This window comes from Bradyrhizobium sp. WSM4874 (genome assembly GCF_055811835.1).
Genome location: NZ_JBVVPR010000015.1, coordinates 100,966 through 122,468, shown reverse-complemented (window position 1 = coordinate 122,468; position 21,503 = coordinate 100,966). Strand labels below are relative to the sequence as shown.

25 protein-coding genes are annotated in these 21,503 nt (G+C 65.5%); 13 read left to right on the top strand and 12 right to left on the bottom strand.

All coding sequences use genetic code 11. From position 1 onward, the window contains the following. Positions 1-55: 55 nt before the first annotated feature. From AC0L3P_RS17910 to AC0L3P_RS17880, 7 genes are all read left to right on the top strand, one after another. Positions 56-982: a peptidylprolyl isomerase family protein gene (locus AC0L3P_RS17910; RefSeq protein WP_354055115.1), complete on the top strand. Its 927-nt coding sequence runs from the start codon at positions 56-58 to the stop codon at positions 980-982. After that, on the top strand, positions 982-1,998 hold the full coding sequence (gene pdxA / locus AC0L3P_RS17905; RefSeq protein WP_354055117.1) for a 4-hydroxythreonine-4-phosphate dehydrogenase PdxA: 1,017 nt from the start codon (positions 982-984) through the stop codon (positions 1,996-1,998). Before AC0L3P_RS17910 ends, pdxA begins: the two co-directional genes overlap by 1 nt. Then, positions 1,995-2,855 (top strand): 16S rRNA (adenine(1518)-N(6)/adenine(1519)-N(6))-dimethyltransferase RsmA, encoded by an 861-nt coding sequence (gene rsmA / locus AC0L3P_RS17900; RefSeq protein ID WP_473303436.1) that lies wholly within the window; start codon positions 1,995-1,997, stop codon positions 2,853-2,855. The genes pdxA and rsmA overlap by 4 nt, the downstream gene beginning before the upstream one ends. 16 nt (positions 2,856-2,871) lie before the next feature. After that, entirely contained in the window at positions 2,872-3,930 is a 1,059-nt protein-coding gene (locus AC0L3P_RS17895; protein WP_473303434.1) for an alcohol dehydrogenase, read from the top strand. Between the two features lie 159 nt (positions 3,931-4,089). Beyond that, positions 4,090-4,251 (top strand): Flp family type IVb pilin, encoded by a 162-nt coding sequence (locus AC0L3P_RS17890; protein WP_007609340.1) that lies wholly within the window; start codon positions 4,090-4,092, stop codon positions 4,249-4,251. A gap of 73 nt (positions 4,252-4,324) precedes the next feature. Beyond that, positions 4,325-4,561 carry a hypothetical protein gene (locus tag AC0L3P_RS17885; protein WP_007609339.1) on the top strand — a complete coding sequence of 79 codons (237 nt, stop codon included), beginning with the start codon at positions 4,325-4,327 and terminating at the stop codon, positions 4,559-4,561. A gap of 367 nt (positions 4,562-4,928) precedes the next feature. Continuing rightward, positions 4,929-5,681, top strand: a complete 753-nt coding sequence (locus AC0L3P_RS17880; protein ID WP_473303431.1) for a Crp/Fnr family transcriptional regulator — start codon at positions 4,929-4,931, stop codon at positions 5,679-5,681. On the opposite strand, the gene AC0L3P_RS17875 is transcribed toward AC0L3P_RS17880, so the two are convergent. Continuing rightward, entirely contained in the window at positions 5,660-6,397 is a 738-nt protein-coding gene (locus tag AC0L3P_RS17875) for a Crp/Fnr family transcriptional regulator (protein ID WP_275167203.1), read from the bottom strand. The two genes, AC0L3P_RS17880 and AC0L3P_RS17875, sit on opposite strands and share 22 nt — an antisense overlap. A gap of 171 nt (positions 6,398-6,568) precedes the next feature. On the opposite strand from AC0L3P_RS17875, the gene AC0L3P_RS17870 reads away from it, so the two are divergent. Together AC0L3P_RS17870 and AC0L3P_RS17865 are read left to right on the top strand one after the other, a co-directional pair. Further along, positions 6,569-6,808 carry a hypothetical protein gene (locus AC0L3P_RS17870; protein ID WP_473303428.1) on the top strand — a complete coding sequence of 80 codons (240 nt, stop codon included), beginning with the start codon at positions 6,569-6,571 and terminating at the stop codon, positions 6,806-6,808. A gap of 17 nt (positions 6,809-6,825) precedes the next feature. Then, a complete protein-coding gene (locus AC0L3P_RS17865; protein WP_473303426.1) occupies positions 6,826-7,527 on the top strand; it encodes a Crp/Fnr family transcriptional regulator in 702 nt (233 codons plus the stop codon). Positions 7,528-7,570: 43 nt separating this feature from the next. On the opposite strand, the gene AC0L3P_RS17860 is transcribed toward AC0L3P_RS17865, so the two are convergent. After that, on the bottom strand, positions 7,571-7,891 hold the full coding sequence (locus AC0L3P_RS17860) for a low affinity iron permease family protein (RefSeq protein WP_275167206.1): 321 nt from the start codon (positions 7,889-7,891) through the stop codon (positions 7,571-7,573). Between the two features lie 78 nt (positions 7,892-7,969). Continuing rightward, positions 7,970-8,584: a cupin gene (locus AC0L3P_RS17855; RefSeq protein ID WP_473303423.1), complete on the bottom strand. Its 615-nt coding sequence runs from the start codon at positions 8,582-8,584 to the stop codon at positions 7,970-7,972. A gap of 824 nt (positions 8,585-9,408) precedes the next feature. On the opposite strand from AC0L3P_RS17855, the gene AC0L3P_RS17850 reads away from it, so the two are divergent. Continuing rightward, on the top strand, positions 9,409-10,602 hold the full coding sequence (locus AC0L3P_RS17850) for a hypothetical protein (protein ID WP_473303421.1): 1,194 nt from the start codon (positions 9,409-9,411) through the stop codon (positions 10,600-10,602). Here AC0L3P_RS17850 and gmk read toward each other — a convergent pair. From gmk to AC0L3P_RS17805, 9 genes are all read right to left on the bottom strand, one after another. Next, positions 10,535-11,194 (bottom strand): guanylate kinase, encoded by a 660-nt coding sequence (gene gmk / locus AC0L3P_RS17845; protein ID WP_354055135.1) that lies wholly within the window; start codon positions 11,192-11,194, stop codon positions 10,535-10,537. The two genes, AC0L3P_RS17850 and gmk, sit on opposite strands and share 68 nt — an antisense overlap. A 3-nt stretch (positions 11,195-11,197) precedes the next feature. Then, a complete protein-coding gene (locus tag AC0L3P_RS17840) occupies positions 11,198-12,085 on the bottom strand; it encodes a YicC/YloC family endoribonuclease (RefSeq protein WP_354055137.1) in 888 nt (295 codons plus the stop codon). Positions 12,086-12,202: 117 nt separating this feature from the next. Beyond that, on the bottom strand, positions 12,203-13,477 hold the full coding sequence (mltG, locus tag AC0L3P_RS17835) for an endolytic transglycosylase MltG (protein ID WP_473303418.1): 1,275 nt from the start codon (positions 13,475-13,477) through the stop codon (positions 12,203-12,205). 125 nt (positions 13,478-13,602) lie between these two features. Next, positions 13,603-14,868 (bottom strand): beta-ketoacyl-ACP synthase II, encoded by a 1,266-nt coding sequence (gene fabF / locus AC0L3P_RS17830; protein WP_473303414.1) that lies wholly within the window; start codon positions 14,866-14,868, stop codon positions 13,603-13,605. A gap of 108 nt (positions 14,869-14,976) precedes the next feature. Then, entirely contained in the window at positions 14,977-15,216 is a 240-nt protein-coding gene (locus AC0L3P_RS17825) for an acyl carrier protein (RefSeq protein ID WP_006020277.1), read from the bottom strand. A gap of 309 nt (positions 15,217-15,525) precedes the next feature. Continuing rightward, complete coding sequence (fabG, locus tag AC0L3P_RS17820) at positions 15,526-16,263, bottom strand: 3-oxoacyl-[acyl-carrier-protein] reductase (RefSeq protein WP_007592006.1); 738 nt, start codon at positions 16,261-16,263, stop codon at positions 15,526-15,528. Between the two features lie 102 nt (positions 16,264-16,365). Then, the gene (gene fabD, locus AC0L3P_RS17815; RefSeq protein WP_354055141.1) at positions 16,366-17,325 is read right to left on the bottom strand and encodes an ACP S-malonyltransferase; all 960 of its coding nucleotides are present in this window, start codon (positions 17,323-17,325) and stop codon (positions 16,366-16,368) included. A gap of 200 nt (positions 17,326-17,525) precedes the next feature. Further along, complete coding sequence (locus AC0L3P_RS17810) at positions 17,526-18,551, bottom strand: fatty acid desaturase family protein (RefSeq protein WP_473303410.1); 1,026 nt, start codon at positions 18,549-18,551, stop codon at positions 17,526-17,528. Positions 18,552-18,564: 13 nt separating this feature from the next. Then, positions 18,565-19,260 carry a TetR/AcrR family transcriptional regulator C-terminal domain-containing protein gene (locus tag AC0L3P_RS17805; RefSeq protein WP_473303408.1) on the bottom strand — a complete coding sequence of 232 codons (696 nt, stop codon included), beginning with the start codon at positions 19,258-19,260 and terminating at the stop codon, positions 18,565-18,567. Between the two features lie 357 nt (positions 19,261-19,617). Between AC0L3P_RS17805 and rpsF the strand changes: the two genes are divergently transcribed. The 3 genes from rpsF (at position 19,618) to AC0L3P_RS17790 (ending at position 21,488) form a co-directional block, all read left to right on the top strand. Then, positions 19,618-20,136 (top strand): 30S ribosomal protein S6, encoded by a 519-nt coding sequence (rpsF, locus tag AC0L3P_RS17800; protein WP_473303405.1) that lies wholly within the window; start codon positions 19,618-19,620, stop codon positions 20,134-20,136. Between the two features lie 5 nt (positions 20,137-20,141). Beyond that, positions 20,142-20,381, top strand: a complete 240-nt coding sequence (gene rpsR / locus AC0L3P_RS17795; RefSeq protein WP_007592020.1) for a 30S ribosomal protein S18 — start codon at positions 20,142-20,144, stop codon at positions 20,379-20,381. A gap of 129 nt (positions 20,382-20,510) precedes the next feature. Then, a complete protein-coding gene (locus AC0L3P_RS17790; RefSeq protein ID WP_473303400.1) occupies positions 20,511-21,488 on the top strand; it encodes a hypothetical protein in 978 nt (325 codons plus the stop codon). Positions 21,489-21,503 lie beyond the last annotated feature (15 nt).

Sequence of the window (21,503 nt, the reverse complement as noted above, 5' to 3'; positions counted from 1 at the left end):
CCGGCCGCGTGTTCCCGATCGCAGGTTCACCGCGGCTGACATGCGAGCGACAAATATGACGATCCCATTGCCAGTCTTCCGACTCCTCCTCGTACTCGCCGCCCTGCTCCTGGCCGGCACGCCGTTGCGCGCGCAGAACATCGTCGTGATGGTCAACGGCGATCCCATCACCGACTTCGACATCGAGCAGCGCTCCAAGCTCGACCAGTTGACGACGCAGAAGACACCGTCCCGTCAGGAGGTCATCAATGAGCTGATCGACGACCGGGTGAAGATGAAGGAAGGCAAGAAATACGGGGTCGACCCCGGCGTCTCCGACATCAACCAGTCCTACGATGGCATGGCGCAGCGCATGCGCATCTCGTCGGACCAGCTCACCAAGACGCTCGAGGTCAAGGGCGTCCGCCCCGAAACCCTGAAGAGCCGTATGAAGGCCGAGATGGTCTGGACCAGCCTCGTGCGCGGCCGCTTCAAGGAGAAGCTGCTGGTCGGCGAGAAGGACGTCGCGCAGGCCGTACAGGCCCAGACCGGCGACAAACTGCAGATCGAGGGCACCGAATACAAGATGCAGCCGATCGTGCTGATCGTGCCGCGCGGATCGTCGCAGGCGTTCCTGGAGACGCGGCATAAGGAAGCCGAGCAATATCGCTCGCGCGTCGGAAGCTGCGAAGAAGCCAATTCGTTGTTCCGCTCGACGCCGAACGCCACCATCCGCGACATCGTCACCAAGACCACGGCGGAATTACCCGAGGCGCTGCGCAAGGTCCTCGACGACACGCCGATCGGCCACCTGACCGCGCCCGAGATGACCAAGGCGGGCATCGAGATGGTGGTGCTGTGTTCGCGCAAGCCGACCATGATCGACACGCCGAAGAAGCGCGAGGTTCGCGAGAAGATGTATCAGGAGAAGTACGAGAAGACCCAGAAGGCCTATCTCGAAGACCTCCGAAAGGCGGCGATGATCGAGTATCGCAACCGCTGATGGCCCAGCAGCCTGCCAAGCCCCTCGCCCTGACGCTGGGAGAGCCTGCCGGCATCGGTCCCGACATCACCATCGCAGCCTGGCTCAAGCGCCGCGAACTGGACCTGCCCGCCTTCTATCTGCTCGGCGACGAGGCACTGATCGCCCGCCGCGCCAAGGCGCTCGGCGCCGAAATCAGGATCGCTTCGGTGAGCGCCGGCGAGGCCGCGGCCGCCTTCCCCGAGGCCCTGCCCGTGGTCGCGACCGGCGAGCCCGCGAGCGCCGAGCCCGGCAAGCCCGACGCATCGAGCGCCCCGGCCGCGCTCGCCTCGATCCGCCAGGCGGTCACGGATGTCCGCGAGGGCCGCGCCGGCGCCGTCGTCACCAATCCGATCGCCAAGAGCGTGCTCTATCGCGCCGGCTTCCGCCATCCCGGCCATACCGAATTCCTCGCCGAGCTCGCCGCGGACGACGGCCGCGCGCCGCAGCCGGTGATGATGCTGTGGTCGCCGCGGCTGGCCGTGGTGCCCGTGACCATCCACGTCTCCTTGCGCGATGCACTGGCCCAGCTCACCAGCGAGCTGATCGTCTCGACCGTGCGCATTGTCGCGAGCGAACTCAAATCCCGCTTCGGCATCGCCAATCCGCGCATCGCGATTTCCGGCCTCAATCCGCACGCGGGCGAGGACGGCTCGCTCGGCCACGAGGAGCAGACCGTGATCGCGCCGGCGATCAAGACGTTGCGCAGCGACGGCATCGAGGCGAAGGGGCCGCTCCCCGCCGACACCATGTTCCACGAAGCCGCGCGCAACAGCTATGACTGCGCCGTCTGCATGTACCACGACCAGGCGCTGATCCCGATCAAGACGGTGGCCTTCGACGACGCGGTCAACGTGACGCTCGGCCTGCCCTTCATCCGCACCTCGCCCGACCACGGCACCGCCTTCGACATCGCCGGCACCGGCAAGGCCAATCCGGCAAGCCTGATCGCCGCGTTGAGGCTTGCGAGCCGGATGGCGGCTGCGAAAACCCGATGAGCGCGATCGACGACCTCCCGCCGCTTCGCGAGGTCATTCGCCAGCACGCCTTGTCGGCCCGCAAATCACTCGGCCAGAACTTCCTCCTCGACCTCAATCTTACCGCGCGCATTGCGCGTGCGGCGGCTCCACTCGAGGACTCCACCATCATCGAGATCGGCCCCGGCCCGGGCGGGCTGACCCGCGCCTTGCTCGCGCTCGGCGCCAGACGCGTCATCGCCATCGAGCATGACGAGCGTGCGATCCCTGCCTTGCAGGATATTTCCGCGCGCTATCCCGGCCGTCTCGAGATCGTGCATGGCGACGCCATGACCTTCGATCCACGCCCGCTGCTATCGGGCGAGAGAGCAAAAATCGTCGCGAACCTGCCCTACAACATCGCGACCCACCTTTTCGTCGGCTGGCTCACCACCGAGCCCTGGCCGCCCTGGTACGACATGATGGTCCTGATGTTCCAGCGCGAGGTCGGCGAGCGCATCGTGGCGCGCGAGGACGAGGAGGCCTTCGGGCGGCTCGGCGTGCTCGCCAACTGGCGCTGCGAGACCAAGATCCTGTTCGACATTGCGCCGTCTGCCTTCGTGCCGCCGCCGAAGGTCACGTCGTCCGTTGTGCGACTGATCCCGCGCGAAAATCCTCTCGCCTGCGATCGCAAGCTGCTCGAACAGGTCGCCGCCGCCGCCTTCGGCCAGCGCCGCAAGATGCTGCGGCAAAGCCTGAAGGCGCTGGGGGCCGATCCCGCGCGGCTCGCCGCGGCTGCCGGCGTCGATGCGACGCGGCGCGCCGAGACCGTTCCGATTTCCGGCTTTGTTGCCATGGCGCGTGAATTGGCCAATATACGCGGCGAAACAGAGAGATAATTTCGGAGGAAGAAATATGGCGTTGATGCGTCGGCAGTCCCTGGTCAAGTTCGATGCGCCGCTGTGCGAGACCATCGTCGACACGCCGAAGCCGCAAGGGCGAGAGGTGCTGGTGCGCATCGAGCGCTGCGGCCTCTGCCACTCCGATCTGCACATCCAGGACGGCTACGCCGATCTCGGCGGCGGCAAGAAGCTCGACACCACGCGCGGCATGACGCTGCCCTTCACGCTCGGCCACGAGATCGCGGGCGTGGTCGATGAAGTCGGTCCCGACGTGTTCGCCGGTCTCGTCGGCAGCAAGAAGGCGGTGTTTCCGTGGATCGGTTGCGGCCAGTGCCGCGACTGCGCCAATGGCGACGAGAACCTCTGCGCCAGGCAGCGCTTTCTCGGCGTCTCCATCGACGGCGGCTTCGCCACCCACGTGCTGGTGCCCGACGCGAAATATCTGCTCGACTACGATCCGCTGCCCGTCAACCAGGCCGCGACCCTGATGTGCTCCGGGGTCACCGCCTATGGCGCGCTCAAGCGCCTGGTCGATCGGCCGCGCCAGCGCAATCTCCTGCTGATCGGCCTCGGCGGCGTCGGCATGATGGGTCTTTCCTTCGCGGCGGCCATGTTCAAGCAACCGATCACGGTCGCCGATCTCAGCGCTGCCGCGCGCGAGACCGCGCTGAAGAACGGCGCGGCGGTGGCCTACGATCCGGCCGAGCCCGACGTGATCAAGCGCATCCTCAAGGAAACCGATGGCGGCTTCGACGAGATCGTCGATTTCGCGGGTAACGAGAAGTCCATGGCCTTCGCGGTCGCCGTCGCCGCGCGCGGCGGCAAGATCGTGGTCTCCGGCCTGATGGGCGGCCAGTTCACGCTGCCGATGGTGCAATGGGTCTACAAGCGCATGACCATCGAGGGCTTCATGGTCGGCACGCTCACCGAGGCCCACGAACTGATGGCACTCGCCCGCGCCGGCAAGATCAAGCCGACGCCGATGCGCGAGGAGCCGATGGGCGACGTCCAGACCTGGATCGACGAGCTTCGCGCCGGCAAGGTCGTCGGCCGCATCGTGCTCAAGAACTAGGATGCGCGAGAAGCCCGAGGCGGCGGGTCGGGATCTCGCCGCCGGCTTCAATGTTCGCGATTAACTCGAAATTGACGCAAGCCGGTGTTCCAAATTGGGGAACACGCTCTCTGCGGACTATGGTCCTCGCCAGCTCTCTTTTGGAATTCTGGTAAGGCCATGCAGACCATCCGCCGCTTCCTCGCCGACGAGTCCGGCGCCACCGCGATCGAGTACGGCCTGATCGCCGCCGGCATTGCGCTGGCGATCATCGCCGTCGTCAACAACCTCGGCGCGACGCTGAACAAGAAGTTCACCTCGATCAGCAGCTCGCTGAAGTAACGCGGGCACGCGCGCTAATTCACGGCATTCGTCTGTCCCGCGGAACGGCAACGGCCGCCCCGCGTTGGCAGCCATGTCCATTCGCTGCACCGTCGAGAACGCATTCTTCATCGCCTGGAGCTTCCTGGAGCAGAGCGGAGAGCTCGGCTCTCCGGACGAGACGGCGAACGTCCTGCTCGACGCCATTGAGGCCCAGCTCAGGACCGGTGAACGCCGGCAACTGATGCTCGCCAACAGGGCGATCGATGCCTATCGCGCCCACGCGGAAAAAAGCCGGCCCGCGCACGATTGCGAAGCACGCTTCGGGTGACGAACTTCGGGTGATGATCATCCTTGCCGCCCTCGGGCCCGCCGGCCGGGCGGCGTTTGAGGTATAGGCCGGCGGTCCGTCGGGCAGAGCGCACGGGGTGCGGCGCTCCGCGACGAGGACGCTACGCCGATCCGCGCCCTTGCTGTGTGCACTCCTGCACAGAGCTCGTGAAGTTGAAGGCCGCTGGGTTCGGCCGCGCCATGTGCCTCGCGTGCCATGCGCCTCGCCAGTAACTTCCGGGTTTCCGCAAGCGGGAGGCCACTTTTTCAACGTCTGAAAAACGCCTTGTGTGCACTTTGGAACCGTCGGCTCCGCCACGGAAACGTAGGGTTCTGGCCGGTGCCGATTCCCGGCCAGAGCAAGACATGTGACCGGTCGGCCCCAGAACGATCTTCTCCAGCGGCTCAGCCGCCCGGATTTCGAACTGCTCGCGCCGCACCTACAGCCGGTCGAACTCGAGGCGAGCCACATCCTGTATCACGCCGGCGACGAGGTCGCGGCGGTCCATTTTCCCTGCCGCTCCACGCTCGTGTCGTTCGCCGTGCCGGTCGAGGACGATCGCGAGGTCGAAAGCCTGCTGGTCGGGCGCGAGGGCGCGGTGGGCATTGCCGCCGGCCGCAGCGTCTCGCTGGCCTATTCGCGCATCGTGGTGAAGCTGGGCGGGACCCTGGTGCGGCTGCCGCTGCGCGCGCTCGAGCAGGCCCAGCAGAGGTCGGCCACGCTCCAGCAGGTGCTCTCGCGCTATGGCGACTGCCAGTTCGCGCAGCTGCTCCAGACCGCGGCCTGCAACGCCGCGCATTCGATCGAGCAGCGCGCCGCCAAGTGGATCATCTCCGCACAGGAGCATGTCGGCGGCCCCGAGATCCCCCTCACCCACGAGCAGCTTGCCGGCATGCTCGGCGTGTCCCGCAGCTATGCCAGCCGCGTCATCCAGATGTTCAAGGCGAGGCGGATCCTCGCGACGCGCCGTGGCGCCATCCTGATCCTCGACGCCCCGGCGCTCGAAGCCAGAGCCTGCCGTTGCAACGATTGGGTGAAGAAGCATTTCGAGGAAGTGCTGGGCGCGCGGCATCTGCCAGCGGCTGACGCTTTGCGGCCTCACGCGCGCGGCGGCGACTGACGCTTGAGGTGCAGATAGCTCGGACTGAAGTTTCCGAGCCGCTGCAGATCGCGCCATTTCAGGACGATCAGCTCGCCCTCGCGCATATCCATGGTCCCGCTCCGTCTGAGGTCGGCGAGCGTCCGGTTCACCGTCGCGATCGCCATGCCCAGCGTTTCGCCGAGCTGCGCCAAGCTGATCGGCAGACGGCAGCGATTGCCGCGGACAAGCTGCGCTGCGCGGGCGCGGTAGAACAGCTCGCAGAACAGGTGTGCCATGCGCGCGTGCATCGGCCGGGCGCTGTTGTTGGTGATGGCCTCGCGAAAGATCGCGGCATCGAGCAGCGTCTCGCGCCAGACCGACAGTGCGAAGGCCGGCCGTCGCCGGAAGGCAATAAACAATTCGCGATGCGGGATGAACGCCACGGAAGCGGGCCCGAGCGCGCAGAGGCCATGGTCCATCTGGTCTATGAACAGTCCCTGGGAGTCCGGCAGGTCTCCAGACAGATGGAACGCGAGATATTGCCGCCGGCCGCTGTCGAGCAAATGGTAGCGCGCGACCATGCCGGAGACGACCAGCGCGGAATGCTCGGGTTCGTCCCCCTGACGGATGAAATCCTCGTTCGGCGCGAACTCGCGCTGCACAAAGGTCAGCCCGCGAATTTCGGCGACATCCTCGTGTGCGAGTGCGGTGTGCTCGCCCAGGTTCCGAATCAGCACATCATGCGCTTTTTCCATGTGACCCGTTCCATGTGTCCCGCCAAAAATCCTGCCGGTTGGATCAAATGATACATCTGGCCCGCATCCAGCGGACTAGAACGCTGGTCGGAAGCACAGGTTGCTACCGGTCTGCGACATTGCTGGGTCGCGGCCCCCGTCCCTCGATCGCGGACTGCGCCCGCCATTCGCATGAGCCCTACGACGATCCTGAAACGCATCCGCCACCTGTTCGCATCGGATTCGGGCGAGCACCTGGACAGTATCCGCGCTGCCTTCCTGCATGGCACGTTGAAGGAGCCGACGCGGCCGATGTCGGATCAGGAGCTTGCGCGCGCCATCCGCGAGTTCCAGGCGGTTCCCGTCTCCGATTGGACCACCGCAAAACTCTCACGACGCCTGCTCGAGCCGGCGATGCCGCGTGACGACTGAAACACCTCTTCCTCTCCATGCCACACCCGAAGTTCATCGCACATCTCCAGGCGATCGAAGGCCTCTCCGAAGACGAACGACGCCAGATCGCGGGTTTGCCGTCCACGCTGCGCCAGGTTTCGGATGGCGAGATCGTGCTGCGCCAGGGTGAGGATCCCTCCCGCTGCGTTTTCGTCGTCAGCGGATTCCTCTACCAGGCTCGCATCGTCGGCGATCGCAGCCAGATCCTCGCCTTCCACGTTCCCGGCGACATGCCATGCCTGCACACGCTGCTGGTCTCGCCGATGGATGCGGACCTCGTCGGTCTCGGACCCTCCATCGTCGGCTACGTTGCACACAGCCATCTCAAGCAGCTGCTTGACGGCTCCATTCATCTGACCCGCGCGTTCTGGCGCGAGACGCTGATCGACGCGGCGATCTCGCGACAATGGATCGCGCGCCTGGGCGCACAGGCGGCGCTGCCGAAGGTGGCGCATCTGATCTGCGAGCTCGCCGCAAGGCTGGAGGTCGTGGGCCTCGTCAAGAACGGCCGCTTCCAGATGCCGATGACGCAGCGGCATGTTGCCGATGCATGCGGACTGTCGATCGTTCATGTCAATCGCACCATCCAGGAGCTGAGAGGGCGCCGATTGATTGCCTGGGAGGGAAGCGAGATCGAGCTGCTGCAACCCGACGAGCTCCGCGCACTCGCGGATTTCACGCCGGACTATCTGACCTGACAAAGACCGGTGAATGTGCCCCCTAGTCGGGGCGCCGGACGCGCTACCCGCTCCGTCGAATCTCCTCCCGCTGCGTCTCGACCTCTTCGGCGTCCTCGTCATCGACGTTCATCTGATGGGCACGGCCGCTCGCCTTGAGCAGTTCGTCGAGCTTGGCGTGAATCGCCTGAGTATCGCGATGCTCGGCGCGCTGGATCACCAGCGTCATGCCCCATGTCGCCAGCGTGGCGAACGAGTGCCATTCGAGCCCGTTGCCCAACGTGACCCAGGCAACGGCATAGGCCGCGAACACGGCAAACGCGGCGGGCCGCGACGTGGCAACGCCAATCTCGGTGAGCCAGCCTTTTGATTTGGGAAGGGACATGCGCGGCAACTCGCGCCATGGGGCGGCGTTCCAATGGAAGACGCTCGAAACCGGCACAGCGAAGGCGATCCCCGCGCGTCACGATCGCGATGACTTTATCCGCCATGATTTGAGCAACGGGCCGCCGGCACCCAGCACCGGATCTGTCTTCGGCTTGCGGGCCTTGGCGATGCGTTTGCTGGCGTCAGGACGCTCTCGCGCGTCGGTGCACTCGTCGTACGTCCCCTCCTGCGGATACGCTCCGACGACCAGGAAGTCCCGGCTGGACTCGATCAGACGGTGTCCGGTGCCTGCGGGAAGGACCAGAACGTCTCCGGCCTTCACGCTCAAGATTCGCCCCTTGATCCCGCCGCACTCAATCCTGGCCGTGCCGCGTGCCACGCCCATTACTTCGTGGATCTGCGAATGATAGTGGACAAAGTCATAGACCGTATCGCGCCAAGAGCGGCCCCAGCCATGACTATCGAACAGCGTGTCGACGATGACCTCTGGAGCAAAACGCCGGGTCTTCAGGTTCACCGCGCCGCGATAGAGCAACACGGGAAAATGCGGGTTATTCGGCACGATGCCGTCGTCCCGGAAACGGATGGCTGTCGGTTTCCGAGCCCGCACAAGCGCCCGCAGCGTTGCCGCATCGGGATGATCCTCCACGAGCTTCTTGGCGAGATTCTTGATCTGGTCCTTGATTGGCATGGCGTCTCCTCAGCCGCAATGAAACGTCTGGCGCCTGAGGAAGTTTCCGGACTCGGGATCGGCCGGCGATGAGCCGCGGAGATGTCGGCCAGCCCGACACAGGGCGTCGGGCAAACACCTAGTCAACCCCTGCTCGCAAAAACTTTTCGTTTTTCGGAATTTCGGATTTGTGGCACACAGCGCGCATCCTGGCCCTGCCAAAGGGGCGTTCGCGACCGTCACGACATGCGGGCCGGGTGGCGGTGGACGCGGCAGCGACGGCGCGGGCGGCGTGATGACAGGGCGGGAAACCGTGAGTCCTCACGCGACGCGTACGACACGGCGCTGGAGAGCGGGCTTGTCGGTCATCGGGGGTGAGCACACGCAAGCCCTCGACGATTTGGGCGAGACCGTCCGCGGACGGAGAAGTCGTGTGGTCCTGACGCCCGGGGGCTGTGCGTCAAGCCTCGCGGTGATGTAGCGGCCCAACCGGGCGCGGGCATCTGGTCTCCTCAGGCAAGGTCATAGGCCAAGGCGTCACGGGTACCGTCAGCGCGAGCGGCGCGGTCAGCACGTTCGGTCAAGGCGACGGCGTGACCTTCACCGGCTCCGGCCGCCTCGGTGGACGCAGCGGCTCCGGATCCTTCCGCCGCTCGGACGGCTGCGGCGGAACCTGGACTTCGACCAAGCAATAGCAGCGAAAAAGTCTGATTCCGCGGCGGAACGAACGCCGCGCAGGCCCGATTCAGGCCACATCCTCTCCGGATTTGCGGCTCATTGCCACCCAAGTCTTTGACGAGAAAGGGAAGGTAACGAGTTGCGTCGCGCGTAATCGGGAGACCAGGATGGGCAACCGCACCGCAAAGTTCTTATCCGCCCTTGTGGGCAGCATCATTGCCGGCGCGCCGCTGGCCGCCGTGTCGCAGAATGCACCGGCGGCACCGAGCACGGCAAATGCCGCGAGCGACTGCCTTGCCTCGCCAAAGGGCGCCGCGCCGCAGGGACAGCATTGGCATTATCGTCTCGAGCGCGCGACCAAGCGGCAGTGCTGGTATCTGCGCGCCGAAGGCGGCAAGGCCACTCAAACCGCACAGGCTGCGCCCGACACGCCTGCAGCGGATTCAGCCGTGCCGCAGCAGCACTCGGTCCAGGACGCGCGCGCCGAATATCTGACGCCGCAGAGCACCGCCACGGTGAAGACGCCTGCACAGGCGGGACCGGCGCCGACGCAACAAGCTGCGAGCCCCGCCGCCGACGCCAACGCGCAGCAGCCTGCCGTCGCCGGGCGCTGGCCCGACGCCTCCACGGCGTCCGCCGCGCCCACGGAGCAGCCGTCGCCTGCACCTGTCCCGGCCGCCGCGCAGCCGACCGCGAAACCGGCGAAGTCCCCTGCTCCGTTGGCTCTGGCTTCGGCGGACAGCACCGCCGACAAGCAGACCGGCTCGCTCCAGATGCTGCTGCTCGTGATCGGCGGTGCGCTGGCGCTTGCCGGCATCCTCGCCAGCCTCGTCTACCGCTTCGCCGGTGGACGCGTCCGCGTCCAGGGTGCCGACCAGCGCCGCGTCAACTGGGACAGTTTTGAGCCGCACGATCACGACGATGGCCGTGCGCCGTGGCTCAACGCAGCGCCGGCCGGCGCGCCGCACGCTCAGCAGCCGCGCCCGGTGGATTTCGATGCCGTGCGTCCGCAGCCAGCCAAGACCGCGCAGCTCGCCGCGATCGATCGCGAGATTGATGTGATCGACGAGCGGGCCCCGCAAGCGCACCAAGATGCCGCAAAGCTCGACGATGCCGATATCTTCAACGGAGAATTCCAGATCGAGGCCGCGCCGCGGCTTGCGGCCAACGACGTCAATGACGAAGAGGCGGCCGATCGAGATAAAGATGCGGGAGTCGAGGACGCCATCGACATCGACGTGATCACGACGATGCTGGAACGGCTGGCGAAGGACGGGCCGCGGCTGACGCAGCCTAACCTTGAAGCTGACCTTGCAGACCTCGCACGAAGCCCACGAGGCCGGTCTGCCGCTCGCGCTTGAGGCGTTCGGCCTTCAGGATCGACTGCACCTCGGCGAAGGCCTCGTCAACGTCGTGGTTGATGACGATGTAGTCGTACTCGGCCCAGTGGCTCATCTCGTGGCTGGCGCGGCTCATGCGCTTGCGGATCACCTCGTCGGAATCCTGCGCGCGCGAATGCAGCCGTTTCTCGAGATCGGCAGCCGAGGGCGGCAGGATGAACACGCTGACGACGTCGGCGCGTGCTTTCTCTCGAAGCTGCTGCGTGCCCTGCCAGTCGATGTCGAACAGCACGTCCTGCCCAGCTGACAGCGCCGCTTCAACCGGCGCACGCGGCGTGCCGTAGCTGTTGTCGAACACGGTCGCCCATTCCAGCAGTTGGTCGGCCTTCACCATCGCGTCGAAGGTGGCCTTGTCGACGAACGAATAATCCCTGCCGTCGACCTCGCCCGGCCGCATCGCCCGCGTGGTCGCCGACACCGACATTCGGAGGCCGGGCATACGGTCGATCAACATGCGCGACAGCGTCGTCTTGCCCGCGCCCGACGGCGAGGACAGCACGAACATCAATCCGCGCCGCTCGACACCGTCAGTTCCGTGACCGCCAATCGTCATCGATCACTCCAGATTCTGGACCTGCTCGCGGAACTGCTCGACCACGTTCTTCATGGCGAGCCCCGTATTGGTCAGCTCGATGTCGTTCGACTTCGAGCAACAGGTATTGACCTCGCGGTGAAACTCCTGCGCCAGGAAGTCGAGCTTGCGCCCGACCGGGCCGCCCTTGCCGATCAGCTCGCGCGCCTGCGCGATGTGCGAGGCGATGCGGTCGAGCTCCTCGCGGATGTCGGCCCTGGTCGCAATCAGGATCGCTTCCTGCATCAGGCGGTCGGAATCGAAACGGTCGGAGGTGTCGAGCAGGCTCGCGATCTGCTCGGCGAGTCTCGCCTTGATCGCCTCGGGCTTGCGGCCGGGCGCGGCCTCGGCCTTCTTCGCCAGCTGCTCGACCTCGTCGACGCGCTGGATCAGGATCTGCCCGAGCGAGGTCCCCTCACGCTTGCGCATCTCGACGAGTTCGGCGAGCGCCTTGTCGAAGGCGTCCGCGGCGGCGGCGCGCGCGGACTTGTCCTCCTCCTCGTCGCCCTCGGGCTCGGCGACCTCGATGACACCCTTGATGGCCAGAAGCCCGTCGACGCTCGGCGCGACCGCATCGACCTTGCCGGCGATCACGGCGGCGGCCTTGAGGACGGCGTTGAGCACGTCCTCGTTGACGCGGACGCTGGTGGCGGCATTGGCGCGCTTGACGGTCAGATTGGCGTAGACAGTGCCCCGCGAGAGCAGCTCGGCGGCGCGCTTCTTGGCATGAGCCTCGAGCTCGTCGAACCCCTGCGGCAGCCGCACCCTGAGATCAAAGCCCTTGGCGTTGACCGACTTCAATTCCCATTCGAACGTATACGGCCCGCTCGCGCCGTGGCTTCGGGCAAAGCCCGTCATGGACGACAACGCCATCAAGTCAATTTCTCCAGAAGCACGGGATTCGCGCGGCCATCAAGCCACGCGAATCTTAAGACTATTTTGCAGGAAAATGTAATCCGCAAAGTCCCGCGGGGCAGCTCTGCGCGCAGCCTAGCGTTGCACCACCGGGGGCGAGGCCTGCACGGCACCTTGCCGGGCCGGCGGCGGACCCGCGGGGCGAGCCGCCGGCGGCTTTTTCTGCTGGCTGGGCCGCGCCGGCGTGGTCGCCGTCGGCGTATCGGCGGCACCCGGCGCGGCGGCGGCCGGTGGCTGCGCGTCCTCGGCCGGCTCGACCGTGTCGTTCTGGATCTGCTTTTCCATCGCGCGCAGCTTGGCGACGTTCTTCTGGTGCGCGTCGTAGGTCTCGGTGAAGGAATGCCCGCCGGTACCATCCGCGACGAAATAGAGGTCACGGGTGCGGGCCGGGTTGGCGGCAGCCTCGAGCGAGGCGCGGCCGGGGTTGGAGATCGGGCCCGGCGGCAGGCCCTCGATGACATAGGTGTTGTAGGGCGAGGGCTGCGTGATCTCGCTGCGCTTGATCGGACGGCCGAGCGTGCCCTTGCCGCCGACGAGGCCATAGATGATCGTGGGATCGGACTGCAGCTTGATCCTCTGCTTCAGACGGTTGACGAACACGGCGGCGACACGGCTGCGCTCGTCCGGCTTGCCGGTCTCCTTCTCCACGATCGAGGCCAGCGTCACCAATTGCTCCGGACTCTTGACCGGAATGTCCTGACTGCGGCGCTCCCAGATCTCGGTCAGCACGCGCTTGTGCGCCTGCTGCATGCGCTGGATCACCTGATCGCGCGGGGTGCCGCGCGGGAACTTGTAGGTCTCGGGCAGCAGCGTACCTTCGCGCGGCAGCTCACGCACGCTGCCGGTGAAGATGTCGTTGTCGGACAGGCGCGCCACGATCTGCTCGGAGGTGAGGCCCTCCGGGATCGTCACGGCATGCTGCACCACCTTGCCCTCGACGATGGTGGCAATGACGTCGCGCAAGGACGCGTTCTTCTGGAACGAATATTCACCGGGCTTGAGGTCCGAGCTCGCCTTCAACGCAGCGACGCTGGCAATGAACGCCCACGGATTGACGTCGGTCACGCCTTCCCGGTTCAGCGTCTCGGCGATGTCGCGCTTGCCGGCGCGCTGCGGGATGTTGACGATCTTGTCTTCCTTCAGCGGTCCCGGCGCCTCGAGCACCTGTCGACCGTAGTAGTACACGCCGCCCGCGCCGATCATCGCAATCAGCAGCAGGGTGATGATGGCGTTGCCGACGATCACGAAGGGATTGCGCGCGCGGTCCGATCGCTTCGGCGGCGGCGGGACCTGCTCGGGCTCGAGCGCTGCCCGCGGGCTCCGGGGCGAAATGGGCGGCCTTTCACTCATCGAAGCAACCTGAATCCTGCCGGTTCAATCGCGACCTGACAATCGCTTGCCGAGCCAAATGCACGCGCCCGCTTCCATGACTATCGCCGAATACGGCAAAACGGTGGATTCGTCGCAACAACAAACTAATGGACCAGACGCCGGAAGATGACCGACGCGTTGGTACCGCCAAAACCAAAAGAATTCGACAACGCGACGTTGACCTCGCGCTGCTTCGCCTGATGCGGCACGAGATCGATCGCGGTCTCGACTGACGGATTGTCCAGGTTGATGGTCGGCGGCACGACATTATCGCGAATCGCGAGAATGGCGAAGATCGCCTCGATCGCGCCGGCCGCACCCAGGAGATGACCGGTCGACGACTTGGTCGAGGACATCGCGACCTTGGAAGCGGCATTGCCGAGCAGGCGTTCGACCGCACCGAGCTCGATCTCGTCACCGAGCGGCGTCGAGGTGCCGTGCGCGTTGATGTAGTCGAGATCGGACGCGGTGAGGCCGGCGCGCTTGAGCGCCGCCGCCATGCTGCGGAAGCCGCCGTCGCCGTCGGGTGACGGCGAGGTGATGTGATAGGCATCGCCCGAGAGACCGTAGCCGATCACCTCGGCATAGATCTTCGCGCCGCGGCGCTTGGCGTGTTCGAGCTCTTCCAGGACCAGAACGCCGGCGCCCTCGCCCATCACGAAGCCGTCGCGGTCCTTATCGTAGGGGCGCGAGGCCTTCTCGGGCGTTTCGTTGAAGGCTGTCGAGAGCGCACGCGCGGCGTTGAAGCCAGCAATGCCGATCCGGCCGATCGGCGATTCCGCGCCGCCGGCAACCATGACGTCGGCGTCGCCGAGCGCGATCAGGCGGGCGGCATCGCCGACCGCGTGAGCACCGGTCGAGCAGGCCGTGACCACCGAGTGGTTCGGCCCCTTCAGCCCATGCTTGATCGAGACATAGCCGGAGGCGAGATTGATCAGGCGGCCTGGAATGAAGAACGGCGAGACCCGGCGCGGCCCGCGTTCCTTCAGCAGGACCGCGGTTTCGGCGATGCCGTTGAGCCCGCCGATGCCGGACCCAATCATGGTGCCGGTCGCGCATTTGTCCTCTTCGGTCTCGGGGTGCCAGTTGGCATCGTCGAGCGCCTGGCCGGCTGCGGCCATGCCGAAGATGATGAAGTCGTCGACCTTGCGCTGGTCCTTCGGCTCCATCCAGATGTCGGGATTGAAAGTGTCGTTGGTGCCGTCGCCGCGCACGACCGTGCAGCCGATCTTGGTCTGAAGATCGGAGACATCGAAGCTCTCGATCTTGCGTGCGCCGCTTTCGCCGTCGAGGATGCGCTTCCAGGTCGGCTCGACACCGCAGCCGAGTGGCGAAACCATGCCAAGACCCGTGACGACAACCCGTCTCATATCCGAAAACTCCGCATCGAAAGATTCACGGCCAATAACAAGAAACCGGCTGACCGCTGTTGAGCGGTCCGTCCGGTTTCAATGTTGTCCCCGCGAAAATGAAGAGCCTTAGCTCTTCGCGTTCTTCTCGAGAAACTTCGTGGCGTCGCCGACGGTGAGAATCGTCTCCGCGGCGTCGTCCGGAATCTCGCAACCGAATTCCTCTTCGAACGCCATCACCAGCTCGACGGTGTCCAGACTGTCGGCGCCGAGGTCGTCGATGAAGCTCGCAGCGTCGACAACCTTCTCGGGTTCAACACCAAGGTGTTCGACCACGATCTTCTTAACCCGCTCGCCAATCTCACTCATTGCATAACCTCGTGTTGTTCCCTGTAGACCCGACCCCCCGGGACGATACGAGCCGTCGTGGTCGTTGACTGCCTTCGCTTACGAACTTTGATCTGGCCCCATCCTAACCGATGCAGGCCCGGCGAATGACGGCCAAGGCTCCGCATCGCCAATATACAGGGTTTCAAAAACCTGCAATGGCGTTCTTTGCCCATCCGTTGAAGGTCCGGTTATCATACTTCAATTGCGTTGACTACAAGCCTCATTTCGCTCCGAAAACGGCCGTTTGCCGCATTCCGCGCCGCCACGGGGGTAGTGCGGCATGAAGCGTCAGATCATGGCCATGCCGCCGTTGACGTGGATGGTCTGGCCGGTGACATAGGCCGCTTCGTTCGAACTCAGGTAGACGGCGGCCGCCGCGATGTCCTCTGGCGTCCCCAGGCGATTGGCCGGAACCTTGGTCAGAATCGTTTCGCGCTGCTTGTCGTTGAGCGCGTCGGTCATCGGCGTCTTGATGAAGCCTGGAGCGATGCAATTCGCGGTGACGCCGCGCTTGGCGTATTCAGCGCCCAGCGTCTTGATCATGCCGATCAGGCCCGCCTTCGACGCGGTATAATTGCCCTGCCCCGGATTGCCGGTGACGCCGACCACCGAGGTGATGGCGATGATGCGGCCGAAGCGTTTGCGCATCATCAATTTGGTAGCGGCGCGGGCAAGCCGGAAGGTCGAGGTCAAATTGATGTTGATGACCTCCTCCCAGTCCTCGTCACGGAGCTGCACGAAGAGATTGTCGCGAGTGATCCCGGCATTGGCGACGAGGATGTCGACCTGTCCCATCGCCGCTTCCGCAGCGGGCACCAGCGCCTCGACCTCGTCGGCCTTGGAGAGATTGCAGGGCAGCACATGGGTGCGCTCGCCAAGCTTGCCGGCAAGCTCATCCAGCACTTCCTTGCGCGTCCCCGATATCGCAACGGTGGCGCCCTGCGCGTGCAGCGCCTGCGCGATGGCACCGCCGATGCCGCCGGTAGCACCAGTGACGAGCGCCTTTTTGCCAGTCAGATCGAACATCGATAACTCCTCCAAGGCACGATCCGGAAAAGTGCGCAGCTGTTTTCCGAAAGCATCGTGCGTCAACTAAAGAACTCGCGCGCGACGACGAATCATCGCGCTTCAGGCCTGCTTGGCAGCGGCCAATGCATCTTTGGCGGCAGCAATGTCGTTGGGACCACCGACCGCAACGCCGACGGCGCCGTCCGCAATGCGCTTGACGAGGCCGGTCAGCACCTTGCCGGCACCGATCTCGAAGAAACGGGTGACGCCCTGTTCCGCCATATAGGCAACCGACTCGCGCCAGCGCACGGTGCCGGTGACCTGTTCGACCAGGCGGCGGCGGATCTCGTCGGGATCGGTGATCGCGCTCGCCAGCACGTTCGACACCAGCGGGGCCGCCGGCGCCTTGATCGTGACCTTGGCCAGCGCCTCTGCCATCGCGTCCGCAGCCGGCTGCATCAGCTTGCAATGGAACGGTGCGGACACCGGCAGCAACATTGCGCGCTTGGCTCCCCTGGTTTTGGCGATCTCGAGGGCGCGATCGACCGCGGCCTTGTCGCCGGAGACGACCACTTGCCCGCCGCCATTGTCGTTGGCGGCCTGGCAGACCTGCCCCTGAGCGGCCTCGTCCGCCACCGCCACGGCGGCCTCGTAGTCGAGGCCGAGCAGAGCGGCCATCGCACCGACGCCGACCGGCACGGCTTTTTGCATTGCGAGACCGCGGATGCGAAGCAGCCGTGCGGTATCGGAAATCGTCAGGCTGCCGGCCGCAGCCAGTGCCGAATATTCACCGAGCGAGTGGCCGGCGACGAAGGCCGCATCCCGCCCCACGGAAAACCCGGCTTCGGCCTCCAGCACGCGCAGGGTGGCGACAGACACCGCCATCAGGGCCGGCTGGGCGTTCTGGGTAAGCTGGAGGGTTTCGGCCGGACCATCCCAGATGGTCACCGTCAGCTTCTCCCCCAGCGCGGCATCGACCTCGTCGAACACGGCGCGCGCCACTGGAAAGGCATCGGCCAGGGCCTTGCCCATGCCGACCGCCTGGGAACCCTGCCCCGGAAATGTGAATGCTGCCGTCATCGGCGCTCCCTGCTTGTCGGGCGTGATCCCTGCGAGAACCGGCAGCCGTTTACGCTCGGCCTCAGGACATGGTTCCGGATCATACTCCAAAGGGCGCCGTAGACACTGTCCGGGGCCGGAATGTCAAGCCAAGTTAGGAACTTCGATCGGCCTTCAAGTGGCAGCCTTCAATTGGCAGCCTTCACTGTAGAGACGGGTCGCTAGAATCCGCCGGCCGTCTGATTGGCGTCGACCTCGGACCCCGCCTGCGCACGGCGCGCGCTGTTGACCAATTGCCCCGGCCGGTCATCGCGGTTCGGCTTCGCGGTCGCAAGCCGCAGTACGGCTGCGTAACTCGGTTGCACCTCCATACGGCCCGCATGCCGGCTCTCGCTCAGCAGGCGATGCACTTTCGGCAGATTGTAGCAGGGCACGTAGAACAAGAGATGATGTTCGAGGTGGTAGTTCACGTAGTACGGAGCGATGAACAGACGCTCGAGGAAATTGGCGTAGGTGGTGCGGGTATTGCGCAAGGGATCGCTGCTGTCAGGCACGACCGCGTGCTCGGCGATGTTGCGGATGCGGGTGATGACCATCATCCAGGTCAGGAGCGGCACCAGCCATAGCAGCGGATAGGCCCACCACACGCCGGCCGCCGCGAGCGCCGCGAACATCGCGCCATTGACCAGACATTGCGGGCCAAGCTTCTCCCAAAAATGCGCCGCGCGCTGCCGCAACGGCCAGTCCTTCGGCCCCAGCGCGTTGAGCAGCTGCGCCTTGCGCTGCTGGTAGCCGGTCTGCCCGGTGAGGTCGCGAATGAACTTGCGGCGATAGCTCAGCTTCGTGATCGGGAACGGCGCCGACAGCACGAGGTCAGGATCATCCTCCTGCTGGGTGCGCGCATGATGCTGAAGATGATAGCGCCGATAGCTGCGCGTCTCCGCAAAGAGAGGATAGGCGCAGAACCACTGGCTCAGGGCCAGATTGGTTTTCTCGTCGGCGGAGAGGCAGCCATGCGCGCCGTCATGCATGAGGATCGCGAGCCCGAGCTGGCGCGAGCCGATGATGGCGACCGCGAACACATAGGTGATCGGATTGGGCCACCACAAGACCAGGGCGATTGCAGCGATGATGAGCGCCCAGGCGTGCGCGATCAGCGCGACGCCCTTCCAGGTCACGCGCTGGCGCACGTCGGCAAGTTGATCGTCGGTCAGGAAATCGCGGGCACGCATGCGAAGCGCAGTCATGGCCTAACTCTCCTCATTTCGAATCGCTCGATGCGTCGCGCGCGTCGACGAGGCGCAGCCGCGCGGTGTCATTGTTGGATTTCGCCTGTTCGCCCAGCACGCGCAGCATCTCGGCGCACAGCGCCTCGGGCGAACGGCCCATGGCGTAGCCCTCGAGGATGACGCCGATCGCGACGGCCCAGAACCGCCGCGAACTCTCATCGGGCGCGCGCAGGGACCGCCAGCCGTGTCGTGCGACCTGGCTCGCATAGGCCCGCGCACCTTCGCTGTGCAGGCGCTCGATCGTGCGCTCGACCAGCGGCGCGAGATCCTGGCGCCGCCGCGTCAGCGTCAGCGCCTCGGCGAAGAAGGTCACCGAATCGCTCGCCGTCACGGTCTCGGCCAGCGCGTGGGTATAATCCTGAGGCGTGCGCGCCTTCAGCGCCGCCTGCTCGGTCGCCCGCGCCAGATACAGCAGCTCGCGGCAGGCGCATTCGACGAACAGCGCCTCCTTGGTACGAAAATAATAGGTGATCTGGCTCGGGAACGCGTTCGCAGCGGCTGCGATGTCGGTGATCGCCGTACCCGACAGCCCCCGCTCTCGAAACAGCGGGCTCGCGGCATCCAGCAGCAGCGAGCGCATTTTGCGGCCGGCCGACCGCGTGGCGCGGGCGGCGTGCTTGGGGTCGCCTGCCGCCTCGAGCGGCTCATGGGCCGGCCTCTCTGCCATTGGGGTTCGCTCCCGTTGGAGCTATTTGTATGATATACAAACAAACAAATCAAGCCGGTATGGTAGCCGGCGGGGGATCCAGCCGCCCGCATCGGAACCCTCCTCGCCGAAACGCCGCCTGCAACCTGGCCAAAAACCTTGCCAAGTCAGCCGAAATCCGTATAACGCGCCCATCCGCAGACCCCGGCCGGGAGCTGAACGGACGGTCTCAGCAAATCATTCGTGATTTTGGTGTGGCAGGGCCAGTCGGCCCGTCGTCCCGTGTTTCCGCCTTCTGAGCTTAATCCCAGAGTCCTTTCCGAAGGCCTCTTAAGGGCTTGACGCCGGGCGATGCGCCAACATGAGGAAAGGACTTCCATGGCTCTCTATGAGCATGTTTTTCTCGCGCGCCAAGACGCGAGCACGCAGCAGGTTGAAGAGCTGACTGCGCAGATGACCGGCATTGTCGAGGGTCTCGGCGGCAAGGTTGTCAAGACCGAGAATTGGGGCGTGCGCTCCCTCACCTACCGCATGAACAAGAACCGCAAGGCGCATTTCGTGCTGCTCAATATCGACGCGCCGTCCGCGGCGATCGCCGAGATCGAGCGCCAGGAGCGCATCAGCGAAGATGTGATCCGCTATCTCAGCGTCCGCGTCGAGGAGCTCGAGGAAGGTCCGTCCGCGATGATGCGCAAGGCTGACCGTGACCGCGAGCGCGACGACCGTGGCGGCGGCTTCCGTGGCGATCGCGAAGGCGGTGGCTTCCGTGGCGACCGCGAGGGTGGTTTCCGTGGTGGCGATCGTGAAGGTGGCGGCTTCCGCGGTGACCGCGGTCCGCGCCGTCCGCGCGAAGACGCTGAAACCACCACCACCACCACCACGACGGATGGGGAGTAAGAACAATGGCTGAAGCTGGTGCACGCCGCCCGTTTTTCCGTCGTCGCAAGAGCTGCCCGTTCACGGGCGCGAATGCTCCGAAGATCGACTACAAGGACTCCAAGCTGCTGATGCGTTACGTCTCCGAGCGCGGCAAGATCGTGCCGAGCCGCATCACCGCGGTGTCCGCGAAGAAGCAGCGTGAGCTCGCCCGCGCCATCAAGCGCGCGCGGTTCCTGGGCCTGCTGCCCTACGTCATTCGCTAAGACGAATTCGGCCGGCGGCGACATCGCCGCCGGCCGTACGACCTAGTTTCTCATAAGGCTTCCGGGTCGTCCGGTCGCCGATGGTTGGGGCGAGATGCCTCTAACCGCTCGAAGGGAGCGGGACAGCTGATGATGGCCTTTGGACTGATAGCCCTGATCGCCGGCGCTGCGTCGGCCCTGATGTTCGCCTCGATCATTTCGGGCGCGCTGGTCTCGCTCGTCCTGTTCTATCTCGCACCGCTGCCGCTGATGGTCGCCGCGATCGGCTGGGGACCGCTTTGCGCGAGCCTCGGCGGCATCGCCGCCGCGGTTGGCCTCGGCGCGCTGTTCGGCCTGCCCTACTGCATCGCCTTTGCCCTCACCGTCGCATTGCCGGCCTGGTGGCTCGGCCATCTCGTCCTGCTCAGCCGGGAGGTCGGACCTGCCGCGCCGGAGGCCGCCGCCGAGCCGCCCACTGAGCCTGTGCTCGAGTGGTATCCGGTCGGCCGCATCCTGCTGTGGATCGCGGGCTTCGCCACACTGACCACGATGGCCGCCCTGCTCACGCTCGGCACCGACGCCGAGACCATCAACGGCACGCTGCGTCGTGGTCTGATGCGCCTCCTCCGCGCCACCGACCCGCAGAGCTCCGGCGAGACCGACCAGTTCGTCGGCGCACTGCTGCGGATCTTGCCGGCCGGCGCCACCATCGTCGCGATGATGACGCTGACCCTCAACCTCTGGCTCAGCACCAAGGTGACGGCAACGTCGGGCCGGCTGCGGCGCCCCTGGCCGGACCTGATGACGGCGGAGTTGCCGCCGATGACGCTCGTGGCGCTCTGCATCGCGCTCGCCTTCTGCTTCACCGGCGGACTGCTTGCGATCGTGGCGCAGATCGCGACGGCGGCGCTGATGATGGGATATGCGCTGACCGGCTTTGCCGTGCTGCATACGCTGACGCTGGCGCTGAAGAGCCGCACCTTCTGGCTCGGCTCGACCTATGCCGTCGTGGTCGTGTTCGGATGGCCCGTCATCGCGATGGTGATCCTTGGCCTCGCGGATGCCGTGTTCGGCCTCCGCGAACGCTTCCTTCGTACGCGCCAGCCACCGCCGCTGCCGACCTCTTGAGTTCAAGTTCGAAAT

Excerpts from the sequence above, each read along its gene's own strand:
- AC0L3P_RS17840 (WP_354055137.1), bottom strand. The coding sequence starts at position 12,085 with ATGGCGTTGTCGTCCATGACGGGCTTTGCCCGAAGCCACGGCGCGAGC.
- AC0L3P_RS17890 (WP_007609340.1), top strand. The coding sequence starts at position 4,090 with ATGCAGACCATCCGCCGCTTCCTCGCCGACGAGTCCGGCGCCACCGCG.
- pdxA (WP_354055117.1), top strand. The coding sequence starts at position 982 with ATGGCCCAGCAGCCTGCCAAGCCCCTCGCCCTGACGCTGGGAGAGCCT.
- fabD (WP_354055141.1), bottom strand. The coding sequence starts at position 17,325 with ATGACGGCAGCATTCACATTTCCGGGGCAGGGTTCCCAGGCGGTCGGC.
- AC0L3P_RS17885 (WP_007609339.1), top strand. The coding sequence starts at position 4,325 with ATGTCCATTCGCTGCACCGTCGAGAACGCATTCTTCATCGCCTGGAGC.
- AC0L3P_RS17810 (WP_473303410.1), bottom strand. The coding sequence starts at position 18,551 with ATGACTGCGCTTCGCATGCGTGCCCGCGATTTCCTGACCGACGATCAA.
- fabF (WP_473303414.1), bottom strand. The coding sequence starts at position 14,868 with ATGAGACGGGTTGTCGTCACGGGTCTTGGCATGGTTTCGCCACTCGGC.
- AC0L3P_RS17850 (WP_473303421.1), top strand. The coding sequence starts at position 9,409 with ATGGGCAACCGCACCGCAAAGTTCTTATCCGCCCTTGTGGGCAGCATC.
- AC0L3P_RS17895 (WP_473303434.1), top strand. The coding sequence starts at position 2,872 with ATGGCGTTGATGCGTCGGCAGTCCCTGGTCAAGTTCGATGCGCCGCTG.
- AC0L3P_RS17855 (WP_473303423.1), bottom strand. The coding sequence starts at position 8,584 with ATGCCAATCAAGGACCAGATCAAGAATCTCGCCAAGAAGCTCGTGGAG.
- gmk (WP_354055135.1), bottom strand. The coding sequence starts at position 11,194 with ATGACGATTGGCGGTCACGGAACTGACGGTGTCGAGCGGCGCGGATTG.
- rsmA (WP_473303436.1), top strand. The coding sequence starts at position 1,995 with ATGAGCGCGATCGACGACCTCCCGCCGCTTCGCGAGGTCATTCGCCAG.
- AC0L3P_RS17860 (WP_275167206.1), bottom strand. The coding sequence starts at position 7,891 with ATGTCCCTTCCCAAATCAAAAGGCTGGCTCACCGAGATTGGCGTTGCC.
- rpsR (WP_007592020.1), top strand. The coding sequence starts at position 20,142 with ATGGCTGAAGCTGGTGCACGCCGCCCGTTTTTCCGTCGTCGCAAGAGC.
- AC0L3P_RS17910 (WP_354055115.1), top strand. The coding sequence starts at position 56 with ATGACGATCCCATTGCCAGTCTTCCGACTCCTCCTCGTACTCGCCGCC.
- mltG (WP_473303418.1), bottom strand. The coding sequence starts at position 13,477 with ATGAGTGAAAGGCCGCCCATTTCGCCCCGGAGCCCGCGGGCAGCGCTC.
- AC0L3P_RS17875 (WP_275167203.1), bottom strand. The coding sequence starts at position 6,397 with ATGGAAAAAGCGCATGATGTGCTGATTCGGAACCTGGGCGAGCACACC.
- fabG (WP_007592006.1), bottom strand. The coding sequence starts at position 16,263 with ATGTTCGATCTGACTGGCAAAAAGGCGCTCGTCACTGGTGCTACCGGC.
- rpsF (WP_473303405.1), top strand. The coding sequence starts at position 19,618 with ATGGCTCTCTATGAGCATGTTTTTCTCGCGCGCCAAGACGCGAGCACG.
- AC0L3P_RS17825 (WP_006020277.1), bottom strand. The coding sequence starts at position 15,216 with ATGAGTGAGATTGGCGAGCGGGTTAAGAAGATCGTGGTCGAACACCTT.
- AC0L3P_RS17870 (WP_473303428.1), top strand. The coding sequence starts at position 6,569 with ATGAGCCCTACGACGATCCTGAAACGCATCCGCCACCTGTTCGCATCG.
- AC0L3P_RS17805 (WP_473303408.1), bottom strand. The coding sequence starts at position 19,260 with ATGGCAGAGAGGCCGGCCCATGAGCCGCTCGAGGCGGCAGGCGACCCC.
- AC0L3P_RS17790 (WP_473303400.1), top strand. The coding sequence starts at position 20,511 with ATGATGGCCTTTGGACTGATAGCCCTGATCGCCGGCGCTGCGTCGGCC.
- AC0L3P_RS17865 (WP_473303426.1), top strand. The coding sequence starts at position 6,826 with ATGCCACACCCGAAGTTCATCGCACATCTCCAGGCGATCGAAGGCCTC.